Here is a 22,239-nt window from a genome sequence, read left to right on the forward strand (position 1 = left end):
ACCATCGGAACTAGAAACGAACGCTGGCAAATCCTCGTCGCTGCCATGGGGCTGAAGCAGCGCATTGACAGCCGACACCATTGACTGCGGGACGAAGATCAGCTCCAGACTAAATTGCACGCGCGATTTTCACCAAGGTGGTCGCGCGCGGGCAGCGCTAGTTCCGGTCTCAATCTCGCGATAGCGCGGGCGCGATATGCCAGCCATCTCGGCGACCTCTTCCTGCGTCAAATCGAGGCCCTTCCGAAGTGCCCTCAAAAGATCGCCGATTTCCACCAAGGTTTCGGACTTCATCAACGCATGATCTCCAAACGTATCGCTGGCGTTAGTATTGATACGTTTGGGTATCTTTTAAAGTGAGCACTAGCAAAAAAATTGCGCCTTGATCGCCCGGTGGACCACACTGCGGCCGCCGCCAAGCGCAACAGACCTGAGACGCTCCTTGCCAGCGCACACGACTGCGGCGAGAGCAGAGTGCCCATTTGGTGTTAAAATACCTGAACCGCTACTCACCGCCACCGGCAATAAGGCGTTTGCCTTCATCGGTAAGGACGAGGCGAGGAACCCCATTCGAGGCGATCTCTCTAACGAAAGCTCCTCGTTCAAGGTTGGCAACCGTTGAGGTCGATATACGGTTGTCGCCCACCAGCCAAACACGACCAGAACGCCGCTGGTAGCGATACTGGTGGATCGCCGACAAGGTGCGGATCGCGGTCTTCGAAAGTTGCTTTTCACCAGACGTCGTCATGACGGCTCCTATGAATGTTCTTGCTACGTTCATGTGATGGCGGACGCATGAGCTTTCAAGTGCACGCCAGGTCATTCAGATTTAATTAAATATGTTCGCAAATACTGGTTAGCAGGGATGATCGAAACGGGCGTGGACAAGTTGAGTAACCGATAGCCATTGGAGCCACACATGTCCCAGCGTACCGTGCTCGTCGTAGAAGACGATCTTCTGATCAGATTGATGTTGGTTGAGGCGCTCCGGGACGACGGGTACACTGTCGTGGAGGCCGCGAACGTTCTTGAAGCTGTCGCGGCGATCGGACGTAATCCATCCTTTGATGCATTGGTCACTGACGTCGACATGCCAGGACACCTCACCGGCCTCGACCTCGCGAGCATGGTGTCAGGCGTGTGTCCGCGAACGCAGGTCATTGTCGTCTCGGGTCGCGATGTAAGCGCCGACGTCGCGCCAGAGTGGGTCTTCATGCCAAAGCCATACAGCTTGGATCAGCTCCTGAGCTTGCTGGATAAAGCTCAATATGTGGCAAACGAGACGGTTGAGATGGCGCAAGCAGTGTGATCGTGCGATAGCGACGCTCTATGACAGCAGTTCTCGGCATTGATGCAGCATGGACATTCACAGAACCAAGTGGCGTAGCTCTGGTTGAACGTGACGGCGTTAATTGGCGACTTGTTCGAGTTGCAGCGTCTTATCACGCGTTCCTTTCTGATCAGGACCTGGAAGAAGGCAGACATTGTGGTTCGACGCCTGATCCACATGCTCTCCTGTCAAAGACGGCTGAACTCATCGCCACGCCTGTCAGTGTTGTCGCCATAGACATGCCTTTGTCGACTAACCCCATTATGGGGCGACGCGTTTCCGATAATGCGATTTCTTCACTCTATGGATCGAGACATGCTGGTACGCATACGCCAAGCCAGAGCCGACCAGGCCAGCTCAGTGACGACTTGACCATGGGGTTCGCGCGATCCGGCTATCCACTTCTGACATCTGGCGCGTCTTTTCCTGCGCTTATCGAAGTCTATCCACATCCGGCGTTAATTGAACTGGCAAAAGCGGACAGAAGGCTCCCTTACAAGCACGCGAAGTCCCGCAAGTACTGGCCGGAAGACAGCCTTGTAGACCGTCGGCACAAGCTTTTGAGCGTCTGGTCAGACATCGTCAGCTTGCTGGAGGGTCGCATCAAGGGCGTGGCATCCGCTTTGCCCCTGCCCGACCCGTCCTCGCGAGGCTATGAACTGAAAGCTTACGAGGATTGCCTTGATGCAGTCGTGTGTGCCTGGGTCGGAACATGTGTTCTAGACGGAACCGCCACAGCATATGGCGACGAGACTTCGGCAATCTGGGTGCCAACCGCAGCGACTTAGCCCAACCCATTATCTTGGACCCAAGGTTGGCGCATCCCATATGTATTCGACAAATGCCTATCAAGATATATGGCCAGCGCATGGAAAGTGAGGACATCGAATGGCTTACAAGCCCAAGCCGGGAGAGGTTTGCCTGTTCGAAAATGAAAAAGCCGGGCATGACACCGCCCCTGATCACCGAGGATATTTCATCGCAGACCGTGATATAAAGGCCGGAGAGAAGGTCGAGTTCGCGCTGTGGGCTGGACGAGCAAACAGTTCACGAACGTTCGGTGGCCGGCTGACGACGCAAAAGAGTTTGCCTGAGCCTGTACCTGTTGATCTGTTCGGGAATCCGATTGAAAGCCCTGCCTCTTCGATACATAAAAAATGAGAGATCCCCACTAAGCTTCCGACGGAAGGAAAGCCACTCGCTCTACGTTAACCGAATTGGCGCATCCATGGGCAACAGTACGCCTTCCGCGCACGCTTGTCCTGGAACACGGCGAAGGAAACCCTCGCACAAATTACGCAGACCGTGTCAAAACCAGCGATTAATCTGCGAGCGTCATAGCCCGTGCCAGAAGTGCATCATTTCCGCTCGTCAAATCACTCCCTGTCGTCTCGAACGCCATGTCACGAGTAATTCCGATGCCGTCGAACTAGGATTCGTCCGGAAAAGCTTGCCGCTTGGCTGAGATCCAAAGTCGCTCGCCGCCGCCAGAATAATGAGACGAGTGGCTCGCAAATGCTGCTTCTGCCTGAAGTGGTGGACGACTAGTCTGGACTAGGTGATTGCGAGGGGACCAGTCAATTGTGCACGAACGTTCAAGACCCTCCGTTTCCTTCTGTGTCAAGAAATTTTGGCGGCCAGCTCGAGCTGAAACCATGCCTGCTCTACGCACTCGGAAAACAAGGAAACACAAATGAAAACAATCAATTTGGATGGGAAACTGAACCAGTTTTCAAGCCACTGGCATCCCCACGTGATCGCCGACTACAACGACAATGACGTGATGGTCGTCAGGTTTATCGGCGAATACCCTTTCCATAAGCACGACACGACTGATGATTTCTTCTACGTCCTGGAGGGCGAGATGGAAATGGATATCGAAGGGGAGCCGCCCCGCACCGTTAAAGCTGGCGAACTTTTCGTCGTCCCAAAAGGGGTTGTGCATCGGCCCCGAGCAAAGAACGAGGTCAAGGTTCTCCTGATAGAACCGAAGGGCGAACCGAATTCAGGTGATTCCGATGGCGAACCAGCACCAAAGCCGCGCATCTGAAAGAACTTCGCCTCTTCTCAAACCAGAGCTCAGAGCGGTCTACCATGTCGAACTGGGCCGAGACGGTCGTGAGCACACTATGACGACGCGAGTTGCGGTTGCTTGCCAAGTTGAAGAGTTGAATAGCTGAACCAACAGCCTGGCGATCAAGTCTTGACGCTAAAGCTCCCCGCGCGAGACATCGCGCTCCAGCTTTTGGATATGCTCGTCGCAGACAACCTTTACCAATTCCAGGAGATGGGCAGTTCGCTCCCCTAGCCAGAGCATAGCCTCTTCGCTGATCTCGAAATGCTTCGAATACCGAGCCTTAACGTAGGCTTCATTGATCGTGTTAAACCAAGCTCTCTGGCGATGGTGATCTCGCGGAAATGCTTCCACAAGGCGCAAATCCTGCTCTTCGGCAAGAGAGCGCAGGAACTTGATGTTGTGCGACGCGGGTCCGTAGTTGGTGAGCGTCAACAGCACACAGGAGTAGGCTTGCTCGAGCGTTTGATGAAGTTCGAACGCTGCGTGTCCAAATCGCTGCTTGCTCAGGTGAAACTGATATCCATCAAATAGCCCTTCCGCAAATCGCACCTTCGCCTCGAAGTGCTCGCGCGCCACACTCAACCGTTCTTCCGCTGTCAACAGCTTTGGCTCCGCCAGTGGCTCATCATCAAGCTCGTAGAGAACAATGCCTTCCTTGCGGATATCCGAGAAGAAATAGTGCCCCTTCTTCAGCTCCGTGTTCACCTCGCGCAGTGAGTGGACAATGAACTGTGTCGGTGTTTCGATGAAGCTGTCACGAATGATCCGGTCTGCCGCCTTGTACCAATAGGTGGCATGGTCGGTCAGTTTGCGATTGTTGACGATCACCAGCAAATCGAAATCCGAGCGGTAGCCCTTCATCGTATGCGGCTCATCGACAAAGGTGCCCCGGGCGTAAGAACCAAACAGGATGATCTTGAGAATGCGTCCGCGCTTCTTGAAATCGGCGGTGCCTTCGTTCAACGCATCTTCGAACTCCTCGTGCAGGATCTCAAGCGCACGGGCGAGCTCTCGCTGCTTTCTATGCGGGATATGATCGAGGGAGGATTTCATCATGGGAACGGGGTCTGACTGGCTTCCGATTGTCGCTGCGATCTTATCGCGCTGGTGGTACCCATGGACCTTATACGCTTCGCAACATTCATCAAATGGCAAAAGTGCTAGTCGACTTTTGGAGGTGGGATGCCGCGGGCACGAACACCCTGATGTCGTCTCTCGCGGATGCAATCTCTCACGAGAGTTTCACGTCTTTGAAGACAGAACAAGCTCTGCGCACAAGACAGTTCACCTAAACGAAGGCCAGTGAATCGCCATTTGATGACTGGAACCAGCAGAATCCTGCCGGGTTAGTCTTCCTCAACATGAGGAGAAGAACGATGTCGGAGACAACACGAGGCCGTAACCAGGATCGCGCACGCGTGGCTGGCGGACAGGATCATGAAGTCCGCTATGAGGCCAACAAGGAACACGTTCCGAAAGACGATGTGAAGGGTGCGATCAAGTCGGTTGGCAACAGCCGCGACAAGGTCGAAGACGAGCTCGATCGCAAAGACTGATTGCCACTTTTATCTGATCAACGGAAAGCCGCCTGGCGGCGTCGAGGCGGCTTTCGTTTGTCGTCGGACGTATTGCCCGTCGATGGCGTTATCGGCGTTTCCCTCTCTACCTTCAGAGCCAGACGCACGCCTGTCCTGCCGCTCACTTCGGCGCTATGGGTGAGCGCGTTCCCGTCAGGACAGGCTCGATCATCGCGCTCCATCTTCCGTCGCAGTGAGTGCCCATTCTCATTGCTTGCTGAATCGCGCTGACGTTCGATGTCGATGGCTAGGTCAGCGCTTTGCTTGTCGCTTGCGTCGCTTTCAAATCCGCTCGAACATTCCTTTGAACTCCTTGTCCTCGTAGTACCGGATCTTGCTGAGCTTTGCCGGATAGTGCCCCTGCCGAAGAAGGATCATTCTGTCGTCTGGCAGTCGCATGATCTCGTCCGCATTGATCAGGTTGCGGGCAGCAATATGCTCCGAGTTCGTCTGCTTGCCCTCGCCGTATGACGCCGTCATGTAATGAGCATCCCGCTTGCCGATCGAGCGTGCAACAAGCTCGGCCGTCTCGATGTCATTGACACCAAACACCTGCAGCACGCCGGCATTGGCAAGGAAGGTACTGGCACCTTTACCGTAGAGCGCACGAAGCTGATGAATATCCTGCAGGATTGGCCAAAGCTGCACACCATAGCCTGCCATCAGGCCCATGGCACGCTCGACAGCAGCCAACCGTCCAAGGCTCGCAAACTCGTCGAGCAGGAACAGCACAGGCTTGCTGTCGAGGGCGCCTTTCCTCTGCTTGCCGAATGTCGTAGCGGCCGCTTCTGACGGGATGCTGCTCTCGAATGGTGATGCGCCGTTGCGCGTCCCTACCATTTCCGTCAGGCTTTGGCTGATCATCAGTCTCAGCCATCGCGCATAGGTGCCAAGCCTGTCCGGTGGCAGCACCAGGAAGACGCTCTGCGTCCTCTGCTTCAGGTCGGCGAAGCAAAAGTCTGATCGCTCCATCACCCGCTTCATCCGTGGGCTGTCGAGGAAGTGTGTGTGCCGTTGCGCCGATGACAAAACGCCCGATGCCTCGCGATCGGATTTGCCCAAATGCCGGTTGGCGGCACGTGCTATCAGACCATCGCAGCATTTGCTCTCCTGCATCCGTGTCAGCAGATCGGCAAACGCTTTTGGCGGTCTCGTCAGATAGTCACGCAGCGTTGCCGGATGACGATGATGCGGTGGCTCGCTCGCAACCACCATCATGATCAAACCGCCAATCAGCGCCCTGGCTTCCTCGTTCCAGTGGGCGTCGCCAGAACTCCCCGGTTCGTCATAGACCAGAGCATCGGCAAGCGTGCCGGCGTGCTCGGCAATATCAAGATCATTGGCATCCAGATGCGCGAACGGATTGAAGCAGGATGATGGCCGATCCGTCACCCCGAACGGGTCGAGCACATGCAGTGCGCCAAAGCCTTCCCTTGCCCGCGCCGTAACCCTAGCATTCTCTCCTTTTGGATCAATGCAGATGACGGAGCGCTGAAGCGTCAGCAGGTTCGGGATGATGGTACCGACCCCTTTGCCGGTGCGTGTCGGCGCCATCGTCATCAGATGCGATGGACCGTCATAGCGAAGCAACGCCTTCTTCTGCGGATCGCGTCCGATGATGAGACCGGCACGATCCTTCCCCGCCATCGATGCGATGTCTTTTGCACTGGCCCAGCGTGCCGTGCCGAACACGGATTGTACCGGCACCTCGGAGACGAAGGCCCCCATGAACCCGAACACCCCGAAGACGAGCGGCAGATGTTTTGCGACGACCAACAGAACCTGACTGATCAGTCCCTGCTCCAGGCCGAATGCCCAATGCACCACGAAGTCGAGGACGATGATGGTGCCCGCGTTCACCCAGCCGATCGCGGCACAGATAGCTCCCAGAAATGGTGCAGTCACCACTGCCTTCACAAAGCCCCAGACCGTCATGACTGCACGGTGCCTCCGTCCTCGCCCGTGGAGTGTTGCGCGTCATCTCGATGCGTCAGTGCAGCCTCATTGTCAGCACCGTTCAATCCTATTCCCTGCGTCGACTGCGTTGAGGCATTGGCGTCATTCTGTGGCCACAACAGATCGACAAATAGCAGCCGGTCCGCATCGCGGTTGAGGTAGGCCGGGAACTCGCGAGCAAGCCATTGTCTCAATTGCTTGCCGTCCATCGCTCCCTGTTGCTGTGCGGCATCTCCGTCCTGCTCCAGCCGCTCCAGAACGAACGATCCGAGCAGCATCCTGCGCCGTGTCGTCTCTGCCCGCTGCTGCTTCTCCAGCCGCGACTGCAGCGCTTTCTTCTGTTCTTCCAGCTCCCTGATCCGTTGCTCGATGGGTTTGCGCATCCCTGCTCTCCCTGTTGTTGATGGGTCAAAGCACGGCATTCAAGGAAACCCCTCTCCAATTGGCCACTGGCATTTGTGCTAGTTGAATACTGACCTCCCCAGAGCTACCCCCGGTTTAGGCACAAGGGCGCACTTACGAGTTGAGCAGGTTTTGGCGCGTGTTTTGCGCCCTTGGCAAAGGAACACGGCACAGTTGGAGACTGTCTGCCTGTCGGGTTGTCTATCGCGGGGGGAATGATGGCGATCTATCATTGCAGCGCAAAGCCGGTCAGCCGATCCGGCGGCCGAAGTGCCGTCGCAGCCATCGCCTACCGGACAGCAAGCCTGCTGACCAACGAAAGCGACGGCCTCACCCATGATTTTACCGCCAAGAAGGGCGTCGTTCATTCCGAGGTCGTTCTGCCCGACGATGTCGACGCAGACTGGGCGCTGGATCGGTCAGCGCTGTGGAATGCTGCAGAGAGGGCAGAGCGTCGTCGGGATTCCCGCGTTGCCCGTGAGTTCGAGATTGCTCTTCCGCATGAGCTCAGCGCCGACGCCCGCCTGTCACTCGCCCGCGCCTTTGCCCAGGATCTCGCAGACCGCTACGGTGCTGCCGTCGACTTCGCCATTCACGTTCCCCAGGGCAAGAGCGACATCCGCAATGTCCATGCGCATGTGATGATGACGACGCGCGAGGTAACGCCAGACGGCCTTGGCGAGAAGACGATGATCGAGCGCGAGAACAGGTGGTTGCTGGCGAACGGTCTACCCACCTCGCACATGCAGATGCGCGATATCCGCAAGGCCTTTGCCGACCATGCTAATCGCCATCTGCTGGAGGCCGGTCTCGATATCCGTGTCGATCATCGATCGCATCTCGACCGTGGCCTGGAGCTTTCACCAACAGAGCATATGGGTGTCTATGCCAGCCAGATGGAACGGCGTGGACTGGATGTCTCTCGTGCCCGTTTGGAAGAGAAAGCGGCGAAGAAGAACGCAGATCTGATCCGCAGAAAACCGGAAGAGGTTTTGCGGATCCTGACCGACGAGAAAAGCGTCTTCGATCGCCATGACATCGCCCGCACCATTCATCGCTACATCAACGACAATGACGGCTTCCAGCGTGCCTTTGCAGCTGTCATGGCGTCACCGCAGCTCGTCGAGCTAATGCCTGCGCAAAACAGCAAACTGGCGAAATACTCGACGCGTGAGATGATCGGCGTCGAGCACGCGATGGCAGCGAGCAGTCTGCGCATGACGGAGCGAAACAGTCATGGCGTGAGCATAAACAAGATTGACCAGGCACTGCGTCGACAGGATGCGATGCTGGGTGGATCGGGTCTGACCGATGAGCAAAGGACCGCTGTTCGTCACATCACCTCGCCGACACAGATTGCAGCAGTCATAGGCTTTGCCGGAGCTGGGAAATCGACGATGCTGTCTGCCGCGCGTGAGGCTTGGGAGGAGCAAGGATACCGCGTTCATGGTGCGGCGCTCGCCGGCAAGGCAGCAGAAGGATTGACCACCTCATCGGGGATTGCGGCCCGCACGCTGGCATCCTGGGAGTACAGCTGGAGCCTTGGCAGACACGAGCTTGGCCGCAACGACATTCTCGTCATCGACGAGGCTGGCATGGTGGCAAGCCGTCAGCTGGCGCGCTTCGTTGCAGAGGCAGAGAAACGCGGTGCGAAACTTGTTCTCGTCGGCGATCATGAGCAGCTTCAGGCGATCGGTGCAGGCTCGCCGTTCCGTGCCATTGCCGAGCGCATCGGCTCCGTCGAACTCACAGACATCCGAAGGCAGAGACACGACTGGCAACGGGAGGCGTCGGTTGCCTTTGCTACCCATCGCACCGCAGAAGGATTGCAGCTTTATGCGGAGCGCGACAGCATTCGGTTCGCCAAAGATCGGGAGCAGGCCTGCGCCGAATTGATCCGCGATTATCTTGCCGATCGGGCGCAGAACCCGGAGGGCTCACGCATTGCATTGGCCCATCGCCGGGTCGATGTTCGTGCCATCAATGATGGCATCCGAGAGCGACTCCAGGCGGAAGGATTGCTGGCGAAAGGTGATGGTCAAGCTGGCAGTCAACAAGGATACGGAGAGGCCAAAGGAAACCGTGAGATCGTCTACCAGACGATAAATGGCAAGCGTGCCTTTGCGCCTGGTGACCGCATCGTCCTTCTGGAAAACAGTCGGGATCTTGGCGTCAAGAACGGCATGTTGGGGACGGTGGAAGCCGTCGAGCCGAACGCACTACATCTGCGGCTCGACGGATCTTCGGGCGGACAAAACAACGCCCGCCATCTCGCTCTACCGGTCAAAGATTACCAATCCTTTGATCACGGCTACGCCACCACCATCCACAAAGCTCAAGGAGCGACAGTCGACCGCGCCTTCGTCATGGCATCCTCCACAATGGACCGGCACCTGACCTATGTCGCCATGACCCGTCACCGGGATGCCGTGACGCTTTATGCCGGTCGTGAAGAGCTGAAAGACATGAAGGAGATGGTCGCCAGCATGGGCCGCTCCGGCGTCAAGGAAACCACGCTCGATTATGAGCAGGTGTTTGCCGAACGGCGTGGGCTGCAGTCGAGAACCAGCGGAACGGAGAAGCTGGAAGTCGCCACGGTCGGAGCGAAAGCGCGTCAGCAGGAGCGTGTTGTCGGAACGCCGGAACAGCTCAAACAGGACCGCATAGAACAGCAAAACATCCCTGCCCCGCTCGTGCCAGCGATTACGCATTACGACCGCACCGTCGACGAGGTGGGCCGGGACAATGCCATGCCGCATCTGGAGCGTGAGATCGAGCATCTGCAATCGATGGCAAGTCCGGTTTATCAGGATCCCTTTACCGTTGCTCTCACCTTCAAGAGCCTCATCCTGGATGAGAAAATCGACAAAGTCGAGTTGGTCAGAGCGGTCCAGGAGCGGCCGGAACAGTTCGGTACTTTGCGTGGCAAGACTGGTCTCTTCGGTGACAATGCCGAGCGCAAGCAGTCGCTCAGAAGTGCGCAAGGTCTATCCAGCCATGTCGGTCATGCGGCGCAAACCTGGGAGCGGCGATTGGACGAAGCGCGCCGGTCGGAAGAGTGGCAACGGGAGAAGCGCGATGTCGTCGAAGTTCCGGGTCTATCGCCGAAGAGCGAGGCAATCCTGAAAGCGTTCGATCAGCTCGACAGCGAGCAGAGGCCGCAGTTCCTTGAGCAGATGACGAAGACACCAGACGGTCAGCAGGCATTGGAAGAGGCACAGGCGATCGTAAATGCGCTCGAGAAACGTTTTGGAACGCGTAACAGGTTGGAGCTGAAAAAGATGGATTTGCGGCTAAGCACGAGTCGGCTTCAGGAGGTCGGGCGCATCCGGGACGTTGCGCGGCTGGTCGAACGGGCGCATGTTGCTCAGCAGACAAGGACTTATCAGCTCGAGCAGTCGCTAAAGAAGGGTCTGGGTCTCGGTCTCTGAGCGCCTAGAACCAGAAGCCTGCTACATCGAACTCGAAATGCAGCGTGCCTGCAAGGGTATCGTCGGTTCGAATCCCACCCGGCCCACCAATATTTTCAATAGCTTGTCCGGCGAAAAGCCCCCTTCCCGTGCCTCATGTAACTTTCGTGTAACAAGCTGCATTCCTTCTGCGCACGTCTCCGAAGGAAGGGTCATGCGTTCGAATCGCGTCGGGTGCACCAATGTTTTCAAAGGCCTAGGCATAATTAAAAGTACTCATGTTACGTTATGTAACTTCGATGTAACCCGCCTCTATCGTCTACATGCCATCGTCTAGCCTGCCAGCCAGTATTTCCTCAGTTGCGTTCGCCATTACTTTCGAATCAAAGTTGTGGAAGACATCTTGACTACACTCTTGCATCTGCAATAACTGTTTCCAGATCACAGCACATTCAAAAACTCTTCGAATACAATTAAAGAAACCGTTGGTGAGGCGAAAAATGATACTTCGCTGCTTGGTTATTTTTTTGTGCTTTTTCCTTTCTTCCTGCCAGCCGAGTACGGAACAAAGCTTGATCCAAGGTGCCGGCGTGGAACTCGCTGCGGCGCGCGCGAGATCCCACGCGTCTAATCTCGATTCTTATATTGATTCCATGTGTGTGACTGCCGGACTGGCGACTAGACTTGGCGGGACAACAAAATGTCCTTCCGCACTGAAAAGGGAAGAGTTTCAAGAATTACTTCAAACTGGATTTGGGGAGATCAGCTTAGGCTGCCGTGGCTACGTCCAGCTTGTTTTCGAGGAAAGGCTGCGCGACAGTAAGTTCCGCAATGCCAGTACCTCGGTTCAGTCGGTAGTTTCGGGGATCCTGACCCTTGAAGGAGCGGGGTCGAAGCTTTTTTCATATCTGATCCTTGGTTCAGGTGCAGCAAACGCTTTCTACGACATCTCTCGCTTAGATCCGCTAAAAGGGATGTCTACCGAAAATATTCTACGTATTGTCAACCGGCGGCAATCTGCATTTGAAGCAGCAGCGACCCGTCAGACAATATCGAGTAGATCCCAACTCATACGCCTCTGGCAGGAATATCAATGGATATGCTCGCCGCTCTCGATCAGCTCTGATTTCAATACGCTTGCCGTGGCGACACTTGAGGACCGAAGGGTAGACTTTACAAAAGAGGCCGCAAAGCAAGTTTCACTCATTACGCAAACACAAGAGAGAATTAGACAGCTCGATCCTAATAAAGGGATTGTCGGTCCGAAGAAAAATACGCCCGATCCTAACGCTCTGGGTACAAGTGAACGTTCGTTGGGTCCAGATATAGGAAACCTTCAGGCGGCCTTATGCCGAAAGCCAACCGGCCGCATAGATAATTTAACCAGACAGACGATCAACACCTGGAGAGTAACAGCAGACCCCAGCCTAACGGCCGCCCAACTCAACGAAGGACTTACCGAGAAAGAAGTCTCACAGTTACTAGGCAATGGGAGCTGTACATCACTTGGGTACAAGACAGAGTTTGAGCGAGCTTACTTTTATGATGCGCCGGCTCTAGCCAAACGTGAGAGCTTTTCGAAGGTGGAAGGTGAGCGCACTGCTCGCTTCGAAAACCTGATGAAGATCATCGGGGTTGCGAACGAGGGTCGCGATAGCAATCGACTTACCCCGGGAATTCGCAAAAAGATTGAAGAAAAACGCAAGGAGCTTGGTCTTGCTCCTGGCGACTTTGTTGATGAGCACCTTTTGAAGCATGCACCACAATAGAGGTAGCCATGTACACCTATCGTAATAGCAGACCTTACGTAAATGTTTATGCTGATCCGACTTCCGACAAGGCGATCGAAGTTCTAACAACCGGCGTCTATACCTTTATCGGTGATGGGACATCGATCAATAATCGTCTCAAGGTTTACCGAGAGGGACAAACACCTGCGCTCTGGATAGAAGAAGCAGCACTCCGGCGCTTGGATCCGGGAGAACTAAATGTAGAATTGCAACCGATCAGTCTGGTTGATTTTTATCGAGATGCTTCTCGCGCAGCACAGATCGTGACCGAATATCGGCAGGCTGGCGGAATGAGCGTGGAGTATCTACTGCTTCTTGCGTGGGTTGAAAGCAGGTGGAGCAATACGGACAGCGGTAACAACACAGTATCACCCCTCAATCTGCCGGGGCCAATTGGCCCCTTTCGATTCGCCCCCGAAGTATGGAAAAGCTTGCTCAATGACGGCGACTATTCTGAACTTCTGCGAGGTTTCACTGAAGCTGACCGTCTGATACCAAAATACCAGCCTATTTTTGCAGCAATCTTGGCAAACAAGATCCAATTCAATTTAAAGCTGAAATTGGGAATGATAGATCCGCCTGCATGGCTTCTGGCGTTAGGACATCGCATTGGTATTGATGCGCTATTACGTTTCGCTGTTCTAGATGACGGCGCAGCGGTTTCCGACACAATCGATGGAGTACAAGCGATATCGACGGAAATAATTAGTTCGGATGAAGCTCTTTTCCCTCAGGGCGCGGCAACATCTAAAGCAACTGTTCGTGAAGCTGTGCTACTTCAACTCTTCCACGCCAAGCAGCCTGTTATCGAGAAATTGGGAGCACTCATTGACGAGTTCAAGCTTACCATGGCTACTCAGTCTGAATTCCCCTATCGCGAGGGTGTTCTCGGCTTTCTCGACTTTATCGGTAAATACGAGGCGGCTGGAAACTACAACGCAGTTTACGGCCGATCTGACAATGTCGATAATCCGAGACTCGTGGAGATGACGATTGCAGAAGTCCTTTCATTTCAAAGAGATCATATGGGTGATCATTCACCTTGTGGAAAATATCAAATTGTCCGGCGGACGCTGCAGGCTGCCTATCAGTACGCCGGCTTGAAGGAAGACGACCTCTTTGATGACCAAGCACAGGATTTGATTGGTGACTACCTGCTTATGACAGTCCGAGGAGGAAAAGCGTTTCTACAAAATCCAGACAAAAACTACGAAGAATTTACCGTCGGTGTCGCTCAGGAATGGGCCGCGTTGCCAGTTCTTAGACAGTTGCAGGGCAGTAACCGCGTGGTCCAGCGTGGTGAAACCTACTACGCAGGCGACGGCGTTAACCTAGCGGGTGCGTCGCCAGAACTACTTGAAGCTGCCGTCCGGAAACTCTTGGCGGAAACGTAGCCGTGAAATCACGTAAAATGCCGTGCTTCGCCTTCGATATCAGCCCTTTAATATAGCGCCTGCCCAGATTCAACGTAACCGTTGCGAGCATCCCACATTTCCAGAGGGTTTCGGCTCGCGCATAGTTCCGCTCTGTCATGATTTTGGGAGACGGAACTATGGATTTGGCACCAGTAGATGTGGACGAGAAGGTTTCACCGCATAGTGGCCTGCTGCCGGTTTCGTGGACACCGAGTTAAGGTGTTCCTGCTGAAACCGGAGAGCATGAATGCAAAGACGAATATTCAGCCGCGAGTATAAGCTTGAGGCTGTGAAGCTTGTCAGGGAACGTGGGGTCACTGTTGCGCAGGCTGCTCGTGATCTTGATATCCACGAGAATGTCTTGCGCAAATGGGTTCGGGAATACGGCGACGATCCCAGCCAGTCGTTTCCTGGAAAAGGCCAGATGAAGCCGGAACAGCTTGAGATTGAGCGGCTCCGTCGCGAAGTCGCCAAGCTGAAGGCGGAGCGCGATATCCTAAAAAAGGCCGCAGCCTACTTTGCCAGGGACGCGATATGAAGTTCGCGTTCATTGCAAAGCACCGTTCGATCTGGCCGGTGGCATGGCTCTGCGAAGCGCTGGGAGTTTCCCGATCAGGCTTCCACGCTTGGTTCAATCGTTCTCAGAGCGAACACGCCCGCTATGATGATGTCTTGCTGGACAAGATCACGCAGAGCTTCAAGTCCAGCGACCGCACTTATGGTGCTCGACGGGTCTGGCACGATGTGCTGGAAGAGGGGTTATCCTGTGGCCTCCATCGCATCGAGCGGCTGATGCGCGTGAATGCGCTCAGGGCCAGGCCAAGACGGCGTGGCTTGCCAAAGGATGCCGGTGACCGCGCAGCCATCATGCCGAACGTCCTGGATCGCCAGTTCACGGCAGACCGCCCAAACCAGAAGTGGGTGGCCGACTTCACCTATATCTGGACCGCAGAAGGCTGGTTGTATGTCGCAGCAGTCATCGACCTGTTCTCACGCCGTGTCGTTGGCTGGTCGATGAATGCCAACATGACGGCTCAACTCGTCACCGATGCACTGATCATGGCGATCTGGCGTCGAGGGAAACCAGATGCGCTCCTGCATCATTCCGATCAGGGAAGCCAATATACGAGTGAGCAGTTCCAGCGCCTCATGGGCGATCACGGCATCACCTTTTCGATGAGCCGCTCCGGAAATGTCTGGGACAACGCAGCAATGGAGAGCTTCTTCTCATCATTGAAAACGGAGAGAACGGCACGGAAGGTTTATCGCACGAGAAACGACGCCAGAGCGGACGTGTTCGATTACATCGAGCGCTTCTACAATCCAAAGCGTCGCCACTCGACACTGGGGTATCTCAGCCCCAATGACTTTGAAACCAAGGTGGGATTAGCCTAACCTCGTGTCCGAAAAACCGGCAGCAGGCCACTCGACAACATCGCGCCGAAGGTCGTACCGGATACCAAGCTCGGCGATGCCGTCTCCTACACCCTGAACCAATGGGATTACCTGACGCGCTACATCAGCGACGGCAGGATGCCGATCGACAACAACATTCTGGAACGTGATATCCGGGTCTTCGCCACCGGCAGAAAGAGTTGGCTGTTCAGCGACACCGCTGACGGAGCCAAGGCCAGCGCCATGGTCTATAGTTTGATGCTCACTTGCCGCGCCTGTGGGATCGACCCACTCACCTGGCTACGCGATGTGCTCACTGAGCTGCCGCAGCGCGACGAAGCGGCCGACATTGGCGACCTGCTGCCGTTCAACTTCTCCAAAACCTCCGCTGCCTGATAGAGCCGGATATCGCTACGCAAGAGGGCCGGGTCAGCGATGCCGCCTACGTCAATGCGCATAGAAAGTCGCGCTTACGGTCGAACCGCAAGAAGCTCAGAACTACTTCAATTCATGCGGATATGATCCAGCATGAAAGGGAAACGCTCTAACCGGAGCTACCTTGACTGTGATCGCGACGCCATCCATCGATCCGGACTGGAATATCGGCCTCACGGTGGATCATTCGGTGCAATGGACGCAAAAACCGACCATTGTGCTGTTCGGCCTCTTCCCTGTAACCTTCACCAGTCTTGTCGATCCGGAGATCCAGAAGGCGATCAACAAGCAGAAAGAGAATCTCCTAGTGCTGATCGGAGAACTGAAAGTCCGGGAGAAGGTTTAAACGGCATAGCGAGGGCTGCCAAAGCCCATGCAGATCGCCAAAAGTCCCGAACTGTGGTTACATTGGAGCGGCGTCGGGTTCTCGGGCTGAGGACCGCGAACAACATCTTAACGGCCCGTGTCACCGTCTTCGGAATAACGGATGTTCATCTGGGACCTCCACCGGCGCTTCATCCGGTTGCCCTCTTGCCGCTGTCACCTGACGTCCCACCTGATGGGAACTTTAATCTAACAATCGCTATCAATTTACCTTTGTCGGAATTGCAGACACTGGCCAATGGCGAGTTGAAAAAGTTTGAACTGGTCAAGGTCGGCGGTCTCCACGAGCTAACTCTAAGCGACGTCGCGTAAGTTCTCATTCCGTTCGCCCTTAGCGTACGATTTTGGACTGCTCTTGTTCTGACCCCAACTGAGCCATGACCTCGGGAAATCCCAGCTCCCGCTGGCCCAAATCGGGCAGCACCTTAAAAATGCCCCAGACCTTGCCTCAAGATGGACTATTTCAACCGGGCAAGATCACGGCGCAACGGCTATTACCTTAATGTGTTGAAGCTGCATCGCGAACATTGCGCATATGCAACCCTTTCTCCAGTCGTATGTCTTATAGTTATAATACCGCGCCCGCATTTGGGACAGCTGTCTCCATTGTCATAACCTTTAGTTCTGTCTTCCACCAATTCAACCCCATTTTTACTTCGTCTAAATTTATCATTAATTCATTTGCAACATAATTTACATGGGTAACCATGTAAATATTGAACAGCATTCCGTCACATGTGAAGTCCGCTTAAAGATTATCAAGCCAGCGAACTTTCAACGCGGTCGCGACAGAATATCCAAATTTCTGCTGGCACAGCGCTAACAACTCTCTAGCAAATGATGTCCGCACCGAGATTTTCTGCTGCTCATTCAAACCAAAATAAATCTCTTTGGCTTTCGCGGTCAGCACATCCATTGTTCGTTGGTCCACATCCGCCTCAGAAATGTAACCCTCTTCGTCTTCTTCTTCAAACTCAATTTTCGGCTTTCCGAAAACGCATATTGCCTTGCTTATATCTTCTTGCTTCTGATCTGGAAGAACGTCAGAGAGATGATGTCTAGCCAATCTGAAAAGGCAAAGTTCTGCTTCGGAGACGTCCCGTGTTTTACGAGAGAATGCAATCTTGACTTCCTTCACTCCGGCGCCAACGCGGTACAAATCCTTGTGGTTCCAAACGAGAGATGCCGACGACAATTCCTTACTTCGTGAAATATATTTCGCAAGTTCCTGCTCAAGATCACTCATGGTTTGAGTTTTCCTTTCGATTGAGTCTACAGAGCGAATACTCGCTTCCTCTTCTTGGCTTTCGCTTGTTTTCTCCTCGTGCGCCCTACGGGAGTGCTCGCTAGTTCTGCAGTACAAGCAGCGCCTCTAAAGTACTCCCCTAATGTTCGCAGCGGGAACCTACATGAGCGCGTTAGCACATGCAGCATCCTGCTCAACAGCGAGGAAAACAAAAGCAACAGGGGGATTATGCAAGACGCAAAGTGCCCTGGTCAAAGGCCCCTTGCACGCCTTGCGCGTTCTTCCGGAGACATTTGCAGAGAGCGAGCGAAAGCCGCTGCGTCGCTGGCATTTGCATTAGGGTTAAACGGACGTTGCGTTGAAGAGGAAGCTGGCGCCGAAGTAATCTGCACCTTTGGCGCACTTTCTCTTTGTGCTTGTCTGCGGCTATATTCTGATTCCGCAGCTTTCTGCTTGTGGAAGAAGAAGAATCCTAAAGCGGCCACGGCAGCAAAAATAAAAACTACGATCATCATTGAACCTCCAATTAACCTTAATTAAAAATATCAGTAATTCTAAATTTGGAAATATTAAATTATTTAGTTATCCGCAGTAGATAAATCAGTCTTCTTTAGAAGCAAGCGTAAATTAAGAATTTATACGCTGATCTTCAGCGACAAAGAAAGCTCGCTCACCGCTACGCTCAAAGGGATCGGCATTGGTTTTCCGATGGAAGACACCGTTACAGAATATCTCAGCATGGTCGTTTAGTCCCACTTCTGCAGGTCTGGTCGGCTCCTTTCCCGGGCCTCTTTATCTGCTACCCGAGGCAGCACCAGATGGCTCCTGCCCTAAGGGCGTTTATAAATGCGTTGAGAGTTGGCGCTTCCATACCACGATAAAATCTCACCTGAACCGGTCTTCGCTAGGGGCATTTACGCATCTTATTCACGGCGGTGGCACGCGGTCATCCCTGTGGAGGAGCAAGGCTGAGGGACCACAGTGAATTGTAGCTCTTGAAGGGGTGTGAACCTTCGGCCTGCCATTACCTCGGACGTGAGCCGGGAGCGAACTGTCCGGTAATCGGCTGCACCACACCGAAACCGAGAATGAGTATTGGGCTCGGAAGACTGTCTACGGCAAAGTGCTATCATCCTACTTATAGCCGGGCCAAACTCAGAATGAGTGGCGACTGGATTTATGCGGCAGCAGCCACCCGGGAATGAACCTCCAACTTTTGGTGCAATTTCCGAACTGCTCCTTTGTGACCGCCATGACAGGAACACGGTGTGTAATCGTTTATCAGCCACGGCAGCATGTGCGATTAGCCGGCAGGTCGAAGTAGGCCTGCGATCAGGTGATCAACCAGTGCCTTGACTTTTCGAGATGGTTTTGGGCCGGAAGTGTAGACCGCGTACACCGCTGCAGGCTCAAGCGCATATCCTTCTAGCACCCGGACAAGTCTGTTGTCGGCTCTTTCGTCGGCCGACATAACGTCGGAGACAACGGCCAAACCCAACCCCTGGACGCTCGCCGCCGGGATGCCGGGGGCGGAGTTGATCGTGAGCCTGCTCTTGACCTCCACCGAGATCACCGTCTCGCCCTGTTTGAAACGCCATGCTCCTCGACCGAACGCGCCATGGCCGAGAATGCAATCATGCGCGGTAAGCTCGTTTGGGGTGGTGGGGGCGCCCTTCCTGGCGAGATAAGCAGGCGATGCCACGACTATTCGTTCAAGAGAGGCGATTCGTCTGGCGCCTAATGTCGAGTCGGGAAGTGTGCCGGTGCGGATCGCAAGATCGACACCATCCACGACCAGGTTTTGCCTTTCATCCGCCATCATAATGTCGACCTGAAGGTTGGGATAGGCATCCATGAAACTCGGCAGCAACGGCATGATGGCCCGCGAGCCGTAAGCAGTCGGCAAGGCGAGCCGGATGACGCCATTGAGCGAGTCGGTCCTTCGCGCTGCATATTCGGCCTCTTCTATCGTCGCAAGGACATCGCGCGCCTTGTCAAGAAATGTCGCGCCTGCCTCGGTCAAGGTAAGGTGGCGCGTCGTGCGGATCAGTAGTTTGACACCGACGCGTTCCTCGAGCTCCGTGACGATCCGCGAGACCGAGGGCTGGGATAGCCGCAGGTCCCTCGCGGTCTGGGAAAAGCTGCCGCTCTCAGCTACCCTGATGAAGACGGTGAGTTGCTGCCAGCGATCACTCATTTGCTGCCCGAATAACAGTTGTCCAAAGTCTCGCGATACCCGCTATCGGCCTGTCGACGTAGCCTTCTTTCCGTTGCGGAGGTTCCGCTTTGAAAGGACGAGCTATGAAATTGCAAGACAAGCTAGACACGCTACGTGACGACTTTGAAAACGGTCGTCTTCCTCTTGTCCCGACATCCGAGCAAATTGAAATCATGCATCGAGCCACCCGAACGCTCATAGACAGCGGACAGGTAGGCCGTGCATTGAAAGCGGGCGACAGGGCGCCGGACTTCAGTCTTTCGGATCCCGACGGCAACATATACATTTTGCGAGATCTTCTGGTTCATGGCCCGCTCGTATTGACCTTCTACCGCGGTGTCTGGTGCCCGTTTTGCAATCTGGACCTTGTGGCTCTTGAGGCCGTGCGCGAAGAGATCGAAGCTCGTGGCGCCCAGTTGTTGGCAATCTCTCCGCAGACCCTTGCCAATAGCCGCAGGTCCCAGCGTGACAACAAACTCAACTTTCCGATCCTCAGCGACCCGGACAGTGAAGTCGCTGAAACATTTGGCCTCAGCTTCTCGCTACCGGACGATCTTATCGAGGTCTACAAGAGCTTCGGCAGCAACCTTTCACACTTCAATGCCGGTCAGGACTGGCGTTTGCCAATGCCTGCCCGATACGTGATCGGCCGTGATGGTCTAATCGCCTATGCTGATGTCAATCCCGACTACACCCGGCGCCCCGATCCCTCTGAACTATTGCCAGTCCTGGACAAGCTCAGATGAAGGGAGGCCTTTCCCCGCGAGATCTCAATCTCGCGGGGAAGCCCAGGAGCCGTAGCGTCGAAGATCCCCGCCGCAAAGTCCCTCAAGCCTCTCTTAAGGACCGCAACCGAAATGCACCGGTGGCAGCCGTGCTCCGCGCAGTTGACCGCATCTCAAGACATAGGTCCTGTCCCTATTGGCCGACGTGATTGTCGATCCAGTCGATCAGGACGTCCGCGACCTTGATGTTCTCCTTGCCCTGCATGAACATATGCGTGCTGCCCTTGATCCCGACGTCGGGGAGCGAGAGGAAGGTAATGTCACCACCTGCCGCCTTGATCTGCTCCATTTCCTTGGCGCAGGCTGCGGCTGGGTTGTCGCCCATGTAATCGCCAACCACCACGAGGATGGGAACCTCGGCTAGCGCCTTGACCTGCTCCTCCGTCAGGTTGGAGAAGCAGCCGGTCTCAAGCTGGATCAGGCCCTTGATACCGCCTTTGCCCTTCAGGACTGCCTGGGTCGGAAATCCCGCCGACTGCGAGTGGCCGACGAGGATTGCCCCTCCGAGGTCTGCGGCCAGATCGGCAACGTTGGCGACGGTCGGGTTGTCAGTTTCAGGCTGGATCAGCTCGCCCAGCAGGCTCGGCACCTGGGTCTCGATCATATCAGGGATTACCTGCTTGGCGAATTCATCGGTCGCCTCGATCGGGAACTGGACGTCTGGCCAGGCCCTGCCGAGCTCAGGACCGAACCTGAAGACCTTCCAGGCCATGCTCGACGTGCCAAGAAAAACCTTTGGCTGCGCCTCAGGTGGCAGAGTTTTGTTTTTCACCTGGTTGAAGATCGTACCGTTGAAGCCGGAACGTGCCCGGCCCGTCTGTTCGGCAAGATAGGTGGGAAATCCTTGTCGCGTGAAATATTCGAACCAGCCCATGCGACCGTCCGGCGTGGTTTCCCACTGCTTTGAAGAGAGCAGCCCGCCATGCATGAACACGATCGGCAGGTGCGTCGGCTTCGGCGGGGTCTGGAACTGGACATACATCTGATCGACGACGACATCACCGGCTTCGAAACTCTCGCCGAAGATGTCCTTCAGGTCGCCCCAGCCGGCGCTTTCGGTTTTGACGGTCCGGCCGCCGACGAAGAAACTACCCTGGCTCTGAAGCACAAGCGGCTCCGGTGCGAGCTTGATGTCGGAGAGCGATTGCGCCGAGGCACCGGCTGTACTGAGGAGAAGGGCAAGCACGGTTACCTGCATCTTGGAGAGGATCTGCATCATAAACCTTCGTGTTGGGCGATTGCATGAGATATCGGAGAGGACCAGTCGAACGGTGCGTATTCACACACCATATCTGGCTTTTGGATATACAACGGTACTGATCCGAGTATAAACTCCGAGAGAAAACACAACGGATATGAATAAACGCACCATGGATCATTGGGATGAGTTACGGATGTTCCTAGCAGTGGCCAACGGCGGAACGGTGCGTGCGGCGGCTGACGAGCTGGACCTCAACCACGCAACGGTGCTTCGCGGCGTTGCGCGTCTGGAGCAGCGACTGAAAACAAAACTCTTCGAAAAGCTTCCTTCCGGATACAGGCTGACGTCAGCGGGTGCCGACATTGTGGACCTCGCCGCGCAGATGTCGGAGGCATCCACGAAGATCGAGGGGAGGATCTTCGCTCGCGACCAGAGTGTATCTGGCCCGTTGCGCCTCACCCTCCCCGTCTCGTTTGCGACCGATCTTTTGATGGAGACCCTGACGGAGTTCAGATCCACTGACCTTGCCCCCAAGTTTTATCCAGTTTTGAGTTCGCTCCAGCGGTTTTGGGTTGCTGTATTCGGGGCGGTAGCGGCGGGGTGTGGTGCGGAGCCATT

At 55.1% G+C, this 22,239-nt stretch carries 20 protein-coding genes and 2 pseudogenes; 13 read left to right on the forward strand and 9 right to left on the reverse strand.

The features are described 5' to 3' along the window. Positions 1-129: 129 nt before the first annotated feature. Together ACQZ5M_RS20565 and ACQZ5M_RS20570 are read right to left on the reverse strand one after the other, a co-directional pair. Positions 130-294 carry a helix-turn-helix transcriptional regulator gene (locus ACQZ5M_RS20565; protein WP_449080739.1) on the reverse strand — a complete coding sequence of 55 codons (165 nt, stop codon included), beginning with the start codon at positions 292-294 and terminating at the stop codon, positions 130-132. A gap of 211 nt (positions 295-505) precedes the next feature. Beyond that, positions 506-748 (reverse strand): hypothetical protein, encoded by a 243-nt coding sequence (locus ACQZ5M_RS20570; protein WP_449080740.1) that lies wholly within the window; start codon positions 746-748, stop codon positions 506-508. Between the two features lie 171 nt (positions 749-919). Here ACQZ5M_RS20570 and ACQZ5M_RS20575 point away from each other — a divergent pair, with 171 nt between their 5' ends. From ACQZ5M_RS20575 to ACQZ5M_RS20590, 4 genes are all read left to right on the forward strand, one after another. Beyond that, positions 920-1,309: a response regulator gene (locus ACQZ5M_RS20575; RefSeq protein ID WP_296081704.1), complete on the forward strand. Its 390-nt coding sequence runs from the start codon at positions 920-922 to the stop codon at positions 1,307-1,309. Between the two features lie 20 nt (positions 1,310-1,329). Continuing rightward, entirely contained in the window at positions 1,330-2,118 is a 789-nt protein-coding gene (locus ACQZ5M_RS20580; RefSeq protein ID WP_449080741.1) for a DUF429 domain-containing protein, read from the forward strand. A 100-nt stretch (positions 2,119-2,218) separates the two neighbouring features. Then, positions 2,219-2,491, forward strand: coding sequence for a hypothetical protein (locus tag ACQZ5M_RS20585; RefSeq protein WP_296101427.1), 273 nt, complete (start codon positions 2,219-2,221; stop codon positions 2,489-2,491). Between the two features lie 532 nt (positions 2,492-3,023). Further along, positions 3,024-3,380, forward strand: coding sequence for a cupin domain-containing protein (locus ACQZ5M_RS20590; protein ID WP_449080742.1), 357 nt, complete (start codon positions 3,024-3,026; stop codon positions 3,378-3,380). A gap of 159 nt (positions 3,381-3,539) precedes the next feature. Here the strand turns inward: ACQZ5M_RS20590 and ACQZ5M_RS20595 are convergent, their stop codons facing one another. Further along, a complete protein-coding gene (locus tag ACQZ5M_RS20595) occupies positions 3,540-4,463 on the reverse strand; it encodes a nucleotidyltransferase and HEPN domain-containing protein (RefSeq protein ID WP_449080743.1) in 924 nt (307 codons plus the stop codon). A 320-nt stretch (positions 4,464-4,783) separates the two neighbouring features. Between ACQZ5M_RS20595 and ACQZ5M_RS20600 the strand changes: the two genes are divergently transcribed. After that, a complete protein-coding gene (locus ACQZ5M_RS20600) occupies positions 4,784-4,963 on the forward strand; it encodes a DUF3606 domain-containing protein (RefSeq protein ID WP_449080744.1) in 180 nt (59 codons plus the stop codon). 303 nt (positions 4,964-5,266) lie between these two features. On the opposite strand, the gene ACQZ5M_RS20605 is transcribed toward ACQZ5M_RS20600, so the two are convergent. Then, complete coding sequence (locus ACQZ5M_RS20605) at positions 5,267-6,919, reverse strand: type IV secretory system conjugative DNA transfer family protein (protein ID WP_449080745.1); 1,653 nt, start codon at positions 6,917-6,919, stop codon at positions 5,267-5,269. Then, positions 6,916-7,323, reverse strand: coding sequence for a mobilization protein (locus ACQZ5M_RS20610; RefSeq protein ID WP_449080746.1), 408 nt, complete (start codon positions 7,321-7,323; stop codon positions 6,916-6,918). Before ACQZ5M_RS20610 ends, ACQZ5M_RS20605 begins: the two co-directional genes overlap by 4 nt. 237 nt (positions 7,324-7,560) lie before the next feature. Between ACQZ5M_RS20610 and traA the strand changes: the two genes are divergently transcribed. From traA to ACQZ5M_RS20640, 6 genes and pseudogenes are all read left to right on the forward strand, one after another. Beyond that, complete coding sequence (gene traA, locus ACQZ5M_RS20615) at positions 7,561-10,773, forward strand: Ti-type conjugative transfer relaxase TraA (protein WP_449080747.1); 3,213 nt, start codon at positions 7,561-7,563, stop codon at positions 10,771-10,773. 551 nt (positions 10,774-11,324) lie between these two features. Continuing rightward, positions 11,325-12,521 carry a hypothetical protein gene (locus tag ACQZ5M_RS20620; protein ID WP_449080748.1) on the forward strand — a complete coding sequence of 399 codons (1,197 nt, stop codon included), beginning with the start codon at positions 11,325-11,327 and terminating at the stop codon, positions 12,519-12,521. Between the two features lie 8 nt (positions 12,522-12,529). Continuing rightward, positions 12,530-13,936 (forward strand): hypothetical protein, encoded by a 1,407-nt coding sequence (locus ACQZ5M_RS20625; protein ID WP_449080749.1) that lies wholly within the window; start codon positions 12,530-12,532, stop codon positions 13,934-13,936. Between the two features lie 268 nt (positions 13,937-14,204). Further along, positions 14,205-15,352, forward strand: a protein-coding gene (locus ACQZ5M_RS20630; RefSeq protein WP_449080750.1) for an IS3 family transposase whose coding sequence is annotated in 2 segments (ribosomal slippage) — positions 14,205-14,454 and positions 14,454-15,352 — 1,149 coding nt in all. Because the reading frame shifts where the segments join, the coding sequence is not laid out codon by codon here. Positions 15,353-15,382: 30 nt separating this feature from the next. Further along, positions 15,383-15,748, forward strand: a pseudogene (locus tag ACQZ5M_RS20635) (IS66 family transposase); the annotation flags it as partial. 163 nt (positions 15,749-15,911) lie between these two features. Next, on the forward strand, positions 15,912-16,133 hold the full coding sequence (locus ACQZ5M_RS20640; protein ID WP_449080751.1) for a DUF4403 family protein: 222 nt from the start codon (positions 15,912-15,914) through the stop codon (positions 16,131-16,133). Between the two features lie 786 nt (positions 16,134-16,919). On the opposite strand, the gene ACQZ5M_RS20645 is transcribed toward ACQZ5M_RS20640, so the two are convergent. From ACQZ5M_RS20645 to ACQZ5M_RS20655, 3 genes are all read right to left on the reverse strand, one after another. Beyond that, complete coding sequence (locus ACQZ5M_RS20645; protein WP_449080752.1) at positions 16,920-17,417, reverse strand: hypothetical protein; 498 nt, start codon at positions 17,415-17,417, stop codon at positions 16,920-16,922. A 251-nt stretch (positions 17,418-17,668) separates the two neighbouring features. After that, positions 17,669-17,932 carry a hypothetical protein gene (locus tag ACQZ5M_RS20650; protein ID WP_449080753.1) on the reverse strand — a complete coding sequence of 88 codons (264 nt, stop codon included), beginning with the start codon at positions 17,930-17,932 and terminating at the stop codon, positions 17,669-17,671. A gap of 788 nt (positions 17,933-18,720) precedes the next feature. Next, positions 18,721-19,614, reverse strand: a complete 894-nt coding sequence (locus ACQZ5M_RS20655) for a LysR family transcriptional regulator (protein WP_449080754.1) — start codon at positions 19,612-19,614, stop codon at positions 18,721-18,723. A 104-nt stretch (positions 19,615-19,718) separates the two neighbouring features. Between ACQZ5M_RS20655 and ACQZ5M_RS20660 the strand changes: the two genes are divergently transcribed. After that, a complete protein-coding gene (locus ACQZ5M_RS20660; protein WP_449080755.1) occupies positions 19,719-20,381 on the forward strand; it encodes a peroxiredoxin-like family protein in 663 nt (220 codons plus the stop codon). Between the two features lie 172 nt (positions 20,382-20,553). Here the strand turns inward: ACQZ5M_RS20660 and ACQZ5M_RS20665 are convergent, their stop codons facing one another. Then, positions 20,554-21,639 (reverse strand): hypothetical protein, encoded by a 1,086-nt coding sequence (locus ACQZ5M_RS20665; protein WP_449080756.1) that lies wholly within the window; start codon positions 21,637-21,639, stop codon positions 20,554-20,556. Between the two features lie 175 nt (positions 21,640-21,814). Here ACQZ5M_RS20665 and ACQZ5M_RS20670 point away from each other — a divergent pair. After that, positions 21,815-21,916 (forward strand): annotated as a pseudogene (locus ACQZ5M_RS20670) (helix-turn-helix domain-containing protein); the annotation flags it as partial. Between the last annotated feature and the right edge of the window lie 323 nt (positions 21,917-22,239).

Source organism: Rhizobium sp. 22-785-1 (assembly GCF_053521965.1).